Annotated in this window: 11 protein-coding genes; 3 read left to right on the plus strand and 8 right to left on the minus strand. The window is 61.9% G+C overall.

All coding sequences use genetic code 11. The annotated features are described in order from the left end of the window. Window positions 1-195: 195 nt before the first annotated feature. Together NKH50_RS07470 and NKH50_RS07475 are read left to right on the plus strand one after the other, a co-directional pair. Window positions 196-1,299, plus strand: a complete 1,104-nt coding sequence (locus tag NKH50_RS07470; RefSeq protein WP_352506285.1) for an HlyD family secretion protein — start codon at window positions 196-198, stop codon at window positions 1,297-1,299. Continuing rightward, on the plus strand, window positions 1,296-2,909 hold the full coding sequence (locus NKH50_RS07475; RefSeq protein WP_352506286.1) for a DHA2 family efflux MFS transporter permease subunit: 1,614 nt from the start codon (window positions 1,296-1,298) through the stop codon (window positions 2,907-2,909). Before NKH50_RS07470 ends, NKH50_RS07475 begins: the two co-directional genes overlap by 4 nt. Window positions 2,910-3,231: 322 nt before the next feature. Here NKH50_RS07475 and NKH50_RS07480 read toward each other — a convergent pair whose 3' ends face one another. Together NKH50_RS07480 and NKH50_RS07485 are read right to left on the minus strand one after the other, a co-directional pair. After that, entirely contained in the window at window positions 3,232-3,984 is a 753-nt protein-coding gene (locus NKH50_RS07480; RefSeq protein ID WP_352877666.1) for a metallophosphoesterase family protein, read from the minus strand. Next, window positions 3,977-4,789, minus strand: a complete 813-nt coding sequence (locus NKH50_RS07485) for a nucleotidyltransferase family protein (protein ID WP_352877668.1) — start codon at window positions 4,787-4,789, stop codon at window positions 3,977-3,979. Before NKH50_RS07485 ends, NKH50_RS07480 begins: the two co-directional genes overlap by 8 nt. Window positions 4,790-5,501: 712 nt before the next feature. Here NKH50_RS07485 and NKH50_RS07490 point away from each other — a divergent pair. Then, window positions 5,502-6,365, plus strand: a complete 864-nt coding sequence (locus NKH50_RS07490; RefSeq protein ID WP_352689986.1) for a hypothetical protein — start codon at window positions 5,502-5,504, stop codon at window positions 6,363-6,365. 59 nt (window positions 6,366-6,424) lie between these two features. On the opposite strand, the gene amaB is transcribed toward NKH50_RS07490, so the two are convergent. The 6 genes from amaB to NKH50_RS07520 form a co-directional block, all read right to left on the minus strand. After that, complete coding sequence (gene amaB / locus NKH50_RS07495) at window positions 6,425-7,936, minus strand: L-piperidine-6-carboxylate dehydrogenase (protein WP_352877671.1); 1,512 nt, start codon at window positions 7,934-7,936, stop codon at window positions 6,425-6,427. A gap of 183 nt (window positions 7,937-8,119) precedes the next feature. Then, entirely contained in the window at window positions 8,120-9,382 is a 1,263-nt protein-coding gene (locus NKH50_RS07500) for an RNA polymerase sigma factor (RefSeq protein WP_352736962.1), read from the minus strand. Further along, the gene (locus NKH50_RS07505; RefSeq protein ID WP_254817007.1) at window positions 9,379-9,753 is read right to left on the minus strand and encodes a YciI family protein; all 375 of its coding nucleotides are present in this window, start codon (window positions 9,751-9,753) and stop codon (window positions 9,379-9,381) included. The genes NKH50_RS07500 and NKH50_RS07505 overlap by 4 nt, the downstream gene beginning before the upstream one ends. A gap of 85 nt (window positions 9,754-9,838) precedes the next feature. Then, window positions 9,839-10,960: a DNA topoisomerase IB gene (locus tag NKH50_RS07510; protein WP_352877673.1), complete on the minus strand. Its 1,122-nt coding sequence runs from the start codon at window positions 10,958-10,960 to the stop codon at window positions 9,839-9,841. Between the two features lie 397 nt (window positions 10,961-11,357). Next, window positions 11,358-11,834 carry a TIGR02391 family protein gene (locus NKH50_RS07515; RefSeq protein ID WP_352877676.1) on the minus strand — a complete coding sequence of 159 codons (477 nt, stop codon included), beginning with the start codon at window positions 11,832-11,834 and terminating at the stop codon, window positions 11,358-11,360. Continuing rightward, window positions 11,831-12,511, minus strand: a complete 681-nt coding sequence (locus NKH50_RS07520; RefSeq protein WP_352877679.1) for a DUF5343 domain-containing protein — start codon at window positions 12,509-12,511, stop codon at window positions 11,831-11,833. The genes NKH50_RS07515 and NKH50_RS07520 overlap by 4 nt, the downstream gene beginning before the upstream one ends. Window positions 12,512-12,599: the final 88 nt, after the last annotated feature.

Consider the following 12,599-nt stretch of genomic DNA (forward strand, 5'->3'; position numbering starts at 1 on the left):
GTGGGTTCGAAGTCGACCCGTTAACCCGACCACCCCGTTCCGGACAGGAACTTTTGCGGAAGCTTGCCGTTTGGCTTTGCGTCCGCTTCGGCGGCTGCAATATCAGTCTTGAAAGCAATTCCGTTGGACACGAAGCCTCAAAGCGTCGAACAAGACGTCGAGCCTGTAAATGAAACTCGGGAGCAACCGGCCCGGGTGCGAGAATCTCGTGGGCGATCGGCAGAGCCCCGGCAGGAACAGCCCGACGGGAATGCCTCGCAACGAAAGGCCGGTCTGCTCGGCTTTCCCAGGCGCCATCCCTATGCGGCCGCAGCGATAGCACTTGCGCTGTTGCTCGTCGCGGCAGGCATCGCGATCTGGTGGCTGAACGCTCGCCAGTACGAATCGACCGACGACGCCTTCATAGACGCGCGCACGGTGACGATCGGCGCGCAAATAGCCGGCCGCGTTACCGAGCTGGCGGTTACCGACAATCAGCATGTACAGGCCGGCGATGTCCTCCTGCGTATCGATGACAGCGACTATCAGGCAAACCTGAAGCAGGCCGATGCCGGCGTCGCTGCGGCCGAGGCCGCAATCGTCAATGTCACCGCCCAGGTCGAGGCTCAAAACGCAAAGGTGAACGCTGCCCAGAGGCAGGTTGCCCAGGCCAAGGCGGCGCTGGATTTCGCCAAGGCCGAGGATCAACGCAACCGCGAACTCCTGGCCAGGGGCACGGCAACGCAGCAGCAGGCGCAGCAGGCGGCATCGACGTTGCGTCAGGACCAGGCCGCGCTGGACAGCGCCGAGGCCAATGTCGCCTCGGCAAAAAGCCAGGTTTCGGTCTTGCAGGCACAGGCCAGGAGCGCCGAGGCGCAGCTCGAGCAGGCCAAGGCCAGCCAGGAGCAAGCTCGCACGACGCTGTCGCGCACGACTATCACAGCACCCGCAGCCGGGCGCGCAACGAGCATTTCCGCCGCGAACGGCACCTACGCCCAACCCGGCCAGGTATTGATGATGTTCGTTCCCGACGAGGTCTGGGTGAAGGCCAACTTCAAGGAGACGCAGCTCGATCTGATGCGGCAGGGACAGCCGGTCGACATCGACATCGACGCCTACCCGGACAAGTCCTTCCATGGCCGCGTCGACAGCATCCAGGCCGGCAGCGGCACCGCCTTCAGCCTCCTGCCGGCTGAAAATGCCACCGGCAATTACGTCAAGGTGGTGCAGCGCGTGCCGGTCAAGATCGTCTTCGACAAGCCGCCGGATGTGCTTCTCGGTCCCGGCCTGTCGGTGGTGCCGACGGTCAAGGTGCGATGAACGGCGAAACCGCCAGAAATCAGGGCGAAAGCCGATCCGCCGCCGGGACGCACAATCCCTGGCTTATCGCCGTCGTCGTCTCCATCGCCACTTTCATGCTGGTGCTGGACACCTCGATCGCCAATGTCGCCCTGCGCAATATCGCCGGCAGCCTGGCGGCCGGAATGGACGAAAGCACCTGGGTGATTACCACCTATCTCGTTGCCAACTCGGTGATCATCCCGGTCAGCGGCTGGCTGGCAAACGTCATCGGCCGCAAGCGCTACTACATGCTCTGCGTTGCGACCTTCACCGTCGCGTCGCTGCTGTGCGGACTGGCGCCCAACCTGGAACTGCTCATCCTGTTCAGGGTCCTTCAGGGACTCGGCGGCGGCGGCATGGCGCCAAGCGAGCAATCGATCCTTGCCGATACGTTCCCGCCAGAAAAGCGCTCGCAGGCCTTCGCGCTTTACGGCATTGCGGTCATCGTCGCACCGACGGTCGGGCCGACGATCGGCGGCTGGCTGACGGACCATTTCTCCTGGCACTGGATCTTCTTCATCAACGTGCCGTTCGGCATCCTGTCGCTGGCGCTGGTGCAGTGGCTCTTGGTCGAACCGGACGTACTCGAACGCGAACGCAAGGAACGGCTGAAAGGCGGCCTGAAGATCGATGGGGTCGGTTTCGTCCTGGTGGCGATAGCCTTGGGGTGCCTGGAGATCTTTCTCGACCGGGGCCAGCGCTACGATTGGTTCGCCTCGAATTTCATCACCACTTTCGCAGTGATTTCCGCGATCGCGTTCCTGCTGCTTATCCCATGGGAAATCAGTCGCAGCGATCCGGTCGTCGACATGCACCTATTGTTCACGCGCCAGTTCGGCACGGCGTTCCTGGTCATGATGGCAGTCGGTGCTATCCTGTTCAGCACCACCCAGATCGTGCCGCAGCTGCAGCAGACGACATTTGCCTACACCGCGACGCTCTCGGGCCTTTCGATGATGCCGGGCGGCATCGCCATGCTGATCTTGATGCCGGTGTCCGGATTTGTAGGCAGCATCGTGCAGCCCAAATATCTGATCATGATGGGCATGTCGGTGGTCGCAGTGGCCCTTTGGCACATGACCTCGCTTACTCCGGACGCCAGCTTCCGCTTCTTTGCCTTTGCCCGTGTTTTCCTGATGGTCGGGCTGCCGTTCCTGTTCATTCCCATTTCAACCGCGGCCTATGTCGGCCTGCCCCCGCAGAAGACCAACCAGGCGTCGGCGCTGATCAACGTTGCACGCAATATCGGCGGCAGCATCGGCGTCTCGCTGTCCAACACCGTCATTTCGCAAAGCTCCCAGATCCATCAATCGAATCTGGTCGGCCACACCGCGCAATCGTCGCCCGCCTATCAGCAGGCGCTTCGGCAGGCGACTGAGCATTTCGTCGCCCAGGGTTCGCCGATGGTCGAGGCGAAGCAGCATGCGATCGGCTGGCTTGGTCAGTTGATCGCCCGCCAGGCCACGCTGCTCGCCTATGTCGATGTCTTCCGCTACTGCGCGGTGGCAACCGCCCTGCTGGTTCCGCTGGCGCTGCTGCTGCGGTCAAGCAAGTCGGGTGGCAGCCAGCCGAATCCCGAAATGGGCTGACCGGCAAGTGCGACGGTGTGGTTTTCCAAAAACGGGCAAGCCGGGAACCAGCCGACCTGTTGCGTTGTTCTGCGCCAAGAGGAGATGATTACGATGGCCACTATCCCCACACCCGAGCCGACACCGACGCCGGTGCCACCGCCTCCTATTCCCGATCCCAAGCCCGTGCGTGAGCCGGACCCCGACAGGCTCCCCGACGAGGACCCCGTTCCCAACCCGGATGAAAACGACATTCCACCGAAGCGGACGGCTTTTTAGCCGGCAATTGCCGTGATCGTTCTGCAGTAAGTACTGCGATTGCCTGCGCCAGTGGCGCCGCCTGTCAGATTTCGAGCATGGCGTAGGGGCGGCCGGTCGGCTTGGCGACATGCATGGCAACGTTATAGACCGACGCCCCGCCCGGCGTGCGGCCCTCGTAAGCGCCGCGATGCGCATGACCATGCACAACCGCGCTGACCTGGAACCGGTCTATCGTCTCGGCCAGACGTGACGAACCGAGAAACGGGAAGATCTCCAGCGGCTCGCCTTCGACCGTCTCGACGACAGGCGCGTAGTGCAGAACGACAAGCGTGCGTTTGGCGCGGACCTGCCGCATAGCGTTTTCAAGCCGCATCGCTTCGTTCACGCTTTCCGCCACCATCGACTTGATGGCCGGTTCGCCGAAGGAGCCGAGCATGCGCGATCCAAAACCGCCAACGAAACCCTTGACCCCCACGAACCCGACCTCGTGAATCTCCGTCGCCTCGCCGTCGAGGAGGTGAACGCCCGCCTGGCGCAGAATATCGGTAACCTGCTCGACGGCGCCTGACTCATAGTCGTGGTTGCCAAGCACGGCGACGACCGGGATCGTGCAGGCACGCAGTTCCTCGGCAAGGATTTCGGCCTCCCTAGGCTTGCCGAGATTGGTAAGGTCGCCCGTCAGCACGAGAACCTGGGCTTCCCGCGACATTTCGCCGAAAAGGTCGCGGTACGAGGGCTGGTCCTCCTTGCCGACATGCAGATCGCCGATGGCGGCGACCTTGAGAGTGCCGCCATTTTCCGCCTTTGCCGAAGCAGATTCGAGCTCGTCAGCCATCGCTATATTCTCCTTCACCGCCGACGTCGGCAAAGCCCCATTGCTTGACGTCGATCTCATAGTCGGTTCGTGAAAGCATGCGCCCGCGGCAGATCCGCATCCGGGAAGGCGGCAATTCGCGCTGCTTGGCCAGCCGGTCAAGCAGTTCGTCGAGCAGCCACGCGGGCACCCGGTCGCGCTCCGTCGGATAGATCCATCGGAAGTTCAAGAGATGCATCAGCAGAACTTCCCAATGGACTTCCATGTAGGAAAGCAGCCTTTGCCAGTCGATCTGGTCGTGCGCCTTGAGGATGGCGTGCGCGACGTCGGCCCCATCGTGGCGGCCGCGATCCTGGATGAAGCATTTGGACCAGATAAGCTCGGTTGGGCCGATGATCCGCACCTGGCTGCCCAGCAATTCGGCCTGGCGAGCATGCTCCAGCCACTGGTCGTCGACAGGCATTGTGCCGTTCATCGAGGTGAAGATGACGTCGAAAAAATGCGTGCCCTTGAACACTTTGCCCAGCCACCGGTCGTCCTCGACCACGACGGCGTAGCCGATCTGCTTAAAATGGGCGAGGATGCGCGCGCAGTCGCCGGCCTTGCAGAAAATGTCCAGATCCTTGGTCGGGCGGGTGATCCCGGTATAGGCGCTTACGGCATAGGTGCCGGCGACGAGAAAGGGGATGCCGGTCGCGACAAGCTCGCGGATCGCTTCGATATAAAAGACCTCCGCTTCGGCATTGCGAGGCGTCGGGGCGGCTTTTGGATCGACCGACGGAACTGATGCCGGGATGGCGCTTTTCGGTGGGGGATCGATGATCATAAGCAATGGCTCCTGGCTCGGCAGACCAGCAGCCGCCTGTATCTAATAGCCAAGCATGCCCGATGGTTCCCGCCTGCTGCATCAGGCCGACACGCCGCCGTGGCCGGCCTTCGAAGCGGCTATGGGCGAGGTTGCGGCGGCGGCCATAAAAAGAAAAAATATGTGAGCGGCTATTTTTGGAGTCAAAATCGCAGCGCGGTCGGCCTCAAACGCGTCGAGATCGGCTCAAACGCGTCGAGGCGGAGTGGACCCCGCCATCATCCTCCGGTCCAGCAAGGATTGGCTTCAACATGGTTCCGGAGCTGTCGGAGGCGCTGCGCACCCGGCTTAACAGCCACTTGAGCGCCCGTAGCCAAACCGACTCTGTTTTTCGGAACGCTGCAGGCGGCGTGGCGAAAAGCCCATTCTCCATTTTGTAATTCCTCACTGTCTCGGTCCAATCGGCGTTCTTCAACGAGCAAAACTGGTGTTGGTTCCGCGCCGCGTCGGGGAATGCCGGCTGGCCAGGCGAAGCCACCATTATGGGTTCAAGCAGGCTAGTCTCGCGCGGCAAGATCAGCGCCTCGCGAGATCAGGTCCTCGGCGACCAAGTCGCGGAATTGCTGGCCGGCGGGATTCAGCTCGTATCCTGATGCGCCGGCTCTGGACACGGTCCGCGAAGGCTGAAATTGTGACCGGTATTTCCAGTTGCAAATTGTTGGGCTCGGCGGGGATGGCGCTGGTTTCTGAAGACATTGCCAGCCATCCGGCATTGCGTCGGCACGTCCAGGCTCAGTCGCGGGCGCTGCTCCAGACCTATGAAGCGAACCCGCGGCTGGCTTCGGTGTTCGCCACGCAACAACGCTGGCTGATGGCCCATATCGGCCTTGCCTTGTATTTCGATCGAGAGCCGGACGACCATCGCAAGGGACTTACGTCCGCACGGTTCATGGACGGAATCCGCCGGCATTCGGTGGCCAGCCGCAACACCGCCGATGCCTTCCTGAAGGAGATGCTGCATTACGGTTTCATCCGGCATCTGCCGATTAAATACGGGCGCATCCGCCCCTTTGAGCCGGTCGCGGGCACTCTGGAGACGGTTGCCGGCTGGGTCATGGCTCATCTGAAAACGCTGGACAGCCTGGACGGTGGATCTCGACTGGCTGCATTCGTCGCACAACCGGACGTGCTCGCCAAACTGCAGCCGCTGGTGGCCGACGGCCTGCTTTCGTCGCATGCCGTGCGCGAGCCAAGACAGACTTTTTCCTTGTTCACCTGGCTCGACAATGGCGGCATCGTGATGGATTGGCTGATGTCCGGCGTCGATCCCGATCATGCCGACCTGGACCGAATTCCGACCGGTGTCGTCTCAATCGGAGATTTCGCGAACTGGCTCAAGCTTTCCCGGACCCACCTTTCACGCAAATTGCGCGATGCGGAGGAACTCGGCAGCATCGGCTGGCTGGGCCAGCGCGGTCATTCGGTCATGTGGGTGTCGAGCGAGTTCTATCAGGAATACATGACCGCCCAGGCGGTCAAGCTCGCCATCATCGATTCAGCCTTCGACAATTGTGTTGTAACTCCCGACGCCAGCTGAACCGCAAGCCGAACGCCGTCGTGGCGGCCTTGGCGCCGCCGCGACGGAGGTCTGGCATTTCAATCGATGTCGAACGACACGCCCTGCGCAAGCGGCAGCGCCTTGGAATAGTTCACCGTATTGGTAGCGCGCCGCATATAGGCCTTCCAGGCATCGGAACCGCTCTCGCGGCCGCCGCCGGTTTCCTTCTCGCCACCGAAGGCGCCGCCGATCTCGGCCCCTGACGTGCCTATATTGACGTTGGCGATGCCGCAGTCCGATCCGTCGACGCTAAGAAAGCGCTCGGATTCCTGCAGGTCGCGGGTAAAGATCGACGATGACAGCCCCGCTCCCACCGCATTGTGTTCTTCTAGCACGGCGTCGAAGTCCGAATATTTCATCACGTAGAGGATGGGCGCGAAGGTCTCCTCCGTCACTGGCGAAACCTGCCGCGGCATTTCGACCAGCGCCGGACGCACATAGTAGGCCTCGGGATGGCCGTTCTCGACCCGCATTCCGCCGGTTATCTTACCGCCATGCGAAGCCGCCTCCTCCAGCGCCTTCTGCATATTCTTGTAGGCAGCCTTATCGATCAGCGGGCCGACCAGAGCGCTTGTCTCCAGCGGATTGCCGACCGAGACGCTTCCAAAGGCCTTCTTCAGGCGCGGAACGAGCTGGTCGTAGACGCTCTCATGCACGAACAGGCGCCTGAGCGTCGTGCAGCGCTGGCCGGCCGTGCCCATGGCGCCGAAGGCGATTGCGCGGAGCGCCATGTCGAGATCGGCCGTCGGGCAGACGATGCCGGCATTGTTGCCGCCGAGCTCCAGCACGGCACGGGCAAAGCGCTTCGCCAGCCGTGGTCCGACGTCCCTGCCCATGCGCGTCGAGCCGGTCGCCGAGACCAGCGGCACCTTGGGATGATCGACCAGGATCTCGCCGACGGCGCGATCGCCGATCAGAACCGGCGCCAGCCCCTTCGGCGCATCGCCGAAACGCTCTGCTGCACGCTTGAAGATCGCTTCGCAGGCGAGCGCCGTCAGCGGTGTCTTCTCGGACGGCTTCCACACCACCGCGTCGCCGCAGACCAGCGCAAGTGCTGCGTTCCACGACCATACCGCGACCGGAAAGTTGAAGGCCGAGATGACCCCGACGACGCCGAGCGGATGCCAGGTTTCCATCATACGATGGCCGGGACGCTCGGTGGCGATGGTCAGGCCGTACAGTTGCCGGGAAAGACCGACGGCGAAATCGCAGATGTCGATCATCTCCTGCACTTCGCCAAGACCCTCGGATGGGATCTTGCCGACTTCGATCGATACCAACCGGCCAAGCTCGGCCTTGTGTGTGCGCAATTCCTCGCCGAGCAGCCGTACCAGTTCTCCACGCTTGGGAGCTGGCACCTGCCGCCACGCCAGGAAAGCTTTGTAGGCATTGTCGATGGTCGTCGCCGCATCGGCCGGCGAGATGGTCTTCAGCGCGGCGATCTGCTCGCCGGTCACCGGGCTGCGGACGATGAGGTCGCCGCCCGTGAGCGCGCCTTCGGCAACGCCCAGTTTCGCCAGAAGCCCGGCCGTTTCCTTCGCAATCGTCATTTTCATCCCTTTCAGATCCCGTCGCTCATATGGCGTCGGTCCAAGCCTGGCGCCATACCCGCCCCCTGCCGGTTGGCACACCAGGCGCTGTCATGGCGTGGCATTACTCGTTTCAGGGAAAAATCGCCACCCCGGCATGGTCTAAGCAAAGGTCAGACCGTTGAACCAGGCGAAGGCGTCGGATCAATGCGCCGTTTGCTTGGCGCCTTCTTTCATCAGCCGGTCGATATGCATGCGGATATGCGCTGCCTCGGCGGCCGTATTGGCAAGCGCGATGGCGCGGTCGAAAGCGACGCGCGCCTCCTCGCCGCGGTCAAGCTGCATCAGCAGTCCGCCCTTGAGGCCGAAGAAATGGAAATAGCCGGAAAGCCGCCCCTCCAGCGGCTCGATCATGTCGAGTGCGGCTTCCGGTCCACGCACCTTGGAGACCGCGACGGCGCGGTTGAGCGTCACCACCGGCGACGGCTGCATCTGCTCGAGCAAGCCGTAGAGCAGGTCGATCTCGTTCCAGTCCGTATCCTCGGGCTTTTCCGCCCGCGCATGCAGTGCGGCGATCGCAGCTTGCACCTGGTACGGACCGGGCTTGCGATGGCGCAACGCCTTATCGACCAGCGCCAGGCCTTCATCGATCATCTTGCGGCTCCACAGGCTGCGGTCCTGGTCTTCGAGCAGCACGATCTCGCCGTTCTCGTCGAAGCGGGCAGGCGCGCGTGCATGCTGCAGCAGCAACAGCGCCGTCAGCCCCATGATCTCCGGCTCGGTCTGGAACAGCCTGAGCAGCAGCCGGGCCAGCCGGATCGCCTCTTCGCAAAGCGGCGCACGCGCCGATGCCTCGCCGCTGTTGCTGGAATAGCCTTCGTTGAAGATCAGGTAGACCATGGCAGCGACGGCGGCGAGGCGTTCGGAGCGCTCGACCGCTCCCGGTGTCTCGAACGGCACCCCGGCGTCGGCGATGCGCGCCTTAGCGCGCGTGATACGCTGCTCCATGGCGCTCTCACCGACGAGGAAGGCGCGCGCGATCTGCTTGACCGTCAGGCCGGAGACGATGCGCAACGCCACCGCGATCTGCTGTGTGGCCGGCAGGTCGGGATGGCAGCAGATGAACAGCAGCCGCAAAATATCGTCGCGGTAATGCGCCCCGTCCAGCCGCTCGGCGACGTCGCTCTCGGCATCCTCCAGGTCGGAGATCTGGTCCTCCTCCGGCAGCGGCGCCTGCTTGGCGCGCTTGCGCACGGCATCGATGCCGCTGTTGCGGCCGACGAAGATCAGCCAGGCGGCCGGATCGCGCGGAGGACCGTTTTTCGGCCAGTTGTTCAGTGCCCTCAGGCAGGCGTCCTGGAATGCTTCCTCCGCCGCGTCGAGGTCGCGGAAGTAGCGCAGCAATGCCCCCATCACCTGCGGGCGAGCGGTGCTGATTGCCGTGCTGATCCAGGCGAGTTCGGTCATGCGGAAACCTTGGCGGGATTGAAGAGCGAGACCGGCCGGATTTCATAGGAGCCGCCGCTCGGGTTGACCTCGGAAAGCTCACGCGCGAAGTCGACGGCCTCATCGAGGTCGGCGCATTCGAGCGTGTAGAAGCCGAGGAACTGTTCCTTGGTTTCGGCAAACGGGCCGTCAATGACGATCGATTCGCCCTTGACCTTCCTCAGCGTCGTCGCCGCGGTCGTCGGCAAAAGCCGCGCCACCGGGCCAAGCCGGCCCGCCTGGGCATATTTTTCCTGCACACCCAGAAGTTTTTCCATGACGGCATCGTCCTGCTCCTTGCTCCAGGAGCAGACGACGTCTTCAGAGGCATAGCAGAGGATCGCGTAGAGCATGGTTCGTCCTTTTCTCTGTCAAAGGACGAAACACTAGGACCGATGCCGACATGGCGTCGACAAAAAAATACGCCGCGGTCCGACGTCAGCTTTCTCTCGCCTTCAGCCATCTCAAGACCAGGGCCTCCTCGTCGTCGAGCCCGGCGACCGAGCGCTTGCCTTTGTTGGCATCCGCCATTTCGTCAAGCAGCCGTCCTTCGGACCAGGCACGGAACACTTCCGGATGGATGTAGCATTGGCGACAGACCGCGCGTGTGTTGCCGAGCCGCTCGGCAACCTTGTCGATGACATTGTTCATCACCCGCTTTTGCTGCGCCTGGCTTTCGGGACGTTCGGTTTGGGCAAACAGCGACGCGGCATGAATGGTGCCGCCCCAGGTTCTGAAGTGCTTGGAGCTGAACTCCGCTCCGGCGTTTTCCCTGATATAGCGGTTGACGTCGTCTGAGCGCACCGGATGCCTGTTTCCGTCCTCGTCGAGATACTGAAACAACTTCTGCCCCGGCAAGTCCTGCGCTCCGCGCACGACCTTGGCAATCCGGCGATCGACAAGCTTCAATCTCCATTCCTTGCCGGATTTGCCGATGAAGGCGAAGCGCAGGCTCGAGCCCTTGATGTCGACATGGCGGTCGCGCAGGGTGGTCAGCCCAAAACTCTTGTTGTCGCGCGCGTAGGCGGCATTGCCGACACGGATCATCGTGTTGTCGAGCAGCCAGACGATAGCCGAAACGACGCGTTCCAGCGGCAGGCCGTGACGGCGCAAATCGACGTCGATCTGCCGCCGCAGTTCGGGCAGGCTCTCCGCGAAGGCGACCAGGCTCGAATATTTGACGCCGTCACGCTCCTCCGCCCAGTGCGGGTGATAGCGGTATTGTTTGCGTCCACGCTGGTCCCTACCGGTCGCCTGGATATGACCATCGGCATCCGGCGAGATCCAGACATCCGTCCAGGCCGGTGGGATGGCGAGCGCCTTGATGCGTGCCAGCGCCTCCCCGTCGACAATCCGCCCGTCGGGTCCTTTGTACGAGAACCCCTTGCCCGAACGCAGCCGGCGAATACCGGGCTCAGTGTCGCTGACATAGTTGAGCGAGGCCCGAACGGCCGAGGCTTGCGCGCCATTCTCCAGCGCCCCGTTCTGCGGCACCCCGTTCTTTGGTGCAGCTTTCCTCACAGCCGATCGGCCAGACGACGATCCGGATTTGTCGAGCATGTCCTCTCCACGGAAATTTTTCCATAGATAAGCGCCGGACCGGCCGCTGGTTCCGGCACGCTTCAGAATGGCGTCATGCTCACCGACTTTGAATATTCGTCAACAAGCCGGGGCATCGGGAGTCGCCGGCATCGCGGACTGCTTTTGGGACGCGCAATGGCGACAATTGCTCGGCGGCGTCTTGCGTGACGATTGCTGTCCGATCCGCCGATCCCTTATATGGCGGATTTCCAAGGATAGCAGAAAGCCAGCGTCTACTAATTCCGTGCGCCAGCTCAAGCTGCGCCGGTTGCACCGCGCATTAAGCAAATAGGCTCTTCGTGGGCGACGACCACACTGCCGAGACCATGCGAGCGGTACTGAAGCTGGATATGGCTCTGGCCGCCAGTTGTGGGGACTATGGGGCCTTGCGGGCCTCCAGCCTGCGCAAAAGCACCGAAGCCACTGAAAGGTGGTCAAGGCAGAGGCCGATGGTGTCGACTCGATTGTCATGACCAAGGGGGTTGCGGATGCCGGACATTGAACCGGCAAAAATATACCGGTAACCCAGTTGCTCGTCCTTGTCGCTTATCGAGACAAGATCTGTCAGCTGAATCTTCGGTGCCTTTTCGTTGAAAGCATTCATCATTAGGTTAAACCCGCTGTCCTGAATGCCCGAGAGCACCTTCACCTGGTTGTCGATGAACTTAAAGGCCTCGAACGTGGCTTGGGAAAAATGCCCGTCATCGAAGAGCTTTTGAGACACGGTCGCGATGTCGGGGTGGATGTTGCGCTCATCGAACGGGTGGACGCCCCGGCTTTCCGCAGGCGAGGTCTGGCCAACGCTCTTTGTCGCGCGCGCAATCCGTTCAAAAATCTCAAGCGCTACGCTCATGGAAAGAGATTGGCCCGGATGCTCTTGAAGATGGCGTCGTAGGTTTCCTGAGTGCCTTCCGCTGGCAGGTTTATTTCGATGCGGACGGTCAGCGCCACGTCGCCCTTTTGTCCCTTCAAGACCGTGGCAGTTGGCGGCTCCCCCATCACCTCCTCGGACTTGGTGGTCGCGGAAGCTTTAGTCGCTTTCTTGGGAGGCTGCTGCTTCTTAGGCCCGCTGGAAGCCTTGGGTCTCGCTGAAGCAGACTCACTCGTGTTGTGACCGGCTAACTCTCGTAAAGCCATAAAGACGCCAGCTTGTCGGCCTCCGATAACGTCGCCGGTTTTATCGGCGCTTCGGAAGTAGCCAATCAACTGGTCCCGGCTCATTTCCCAAGCAGCGTCGCCGCGCAGCTCGAAAAGTTCAGAGTAGGCTGCCTTCACAAGTTCCGCGAATGCCTGCTGAAACTCCGTATCCTCATGCTTCGTGAGGACTGCATGTCCCGTGTCGGTGCGCTTACCTTCGCTATCAATAATCCCGAGGAACTGGAGCACATTAATAACGTAGCTTTCGTTCTTGGGCGCCAGGCCCAACTTCTTGACCGTGTCAGACGACACAGTGGCTGGAAAACTTTTACGCAGAAACCCGATCATCTGGGTAATGTTGCGTGCACCGGAAATGTACGGATGGGAAGCCACCTTGAACCCCTCAAGTAAATATCAGCGTCAAACTCTACCGACTCTGGTGCGGGGTCAATGTTGGCAGGGGGTTATTCCTGGTAAAAGC

It is taken from the genome of Mesorhizobium sp. M1027 (assembly GCF_040318745.1).
In the GTDB taxonomy this organism is placed as follows: domain Bacteria; phylum Pseudomonadota; class Alphaproteobacteria; order Rhizobiales; family Rhizobiaceae; genus Mesorhizobium.

Coding starts and splice junctions, on each gene's coding strand:
- NKH50_RS07505 (WP_254817007.1), bottom strand. CDS start 9,753: ATGCTCTACGCGATCCTCTGCTATGCCTCTGAAGACGTCGTCTGCTCC.
- NKH50_RS07485 (WP_352877668.1), bottom strand. CDS start 4,789: ATGATCATCGATCCCCCACCGAAAAGCGCCATCCCGGCATCAGTTCCG.
- NKH50_RS07490 (WP_352689986.1), top strand. CDS start 5,502: ATGGCGCTGGTTTCTGAAGACATTGCCAGCCATCCGGCATTGCGTCGG.
- amaB (WP_352877671.1), bottom strand. CDS start 7,936: ATGACGATTGCGAAGGAAACGGCCGGGCTTCTGGCGAAACTGGGCGTT.
- NKH50_RS07500 (WP_352736962.1), bottom strand. CDS start 9,382: ATGACCGAACTCGCCTGGATCAGCACGGCAATCAGCACCGCTCGCCCG.
- NKH50_RS07480 (WP_352877666.1), bottom strand. CDS start 3,984: ATGGCTGACGAGCTCGAATCTGCTTCGGCAAAGGCGGAAAATGGCGGC.
- NKH50_RS07510 (WP_352877673.1), bottom strand. CDS start 10,960: ATGCTCGACAAATCCGGATCGTCGTCTGGCCGATCGGCTGTGAGGAAA.
- NKH50_RS07515 (WP_352877676.1), bottom strand. CDS start 11,834: ATGAGCGTAGCGCTTGAGATTTTTGAACGGATTGCGCGCGCGACAAAG.
- NKH50_RS07475 (WP_352506286.1), top strand. CDS start 1,296: ATGAACGGCGAAACCGCCAGAAATCAGGGCGAAAGCCGATCCGCCGCC.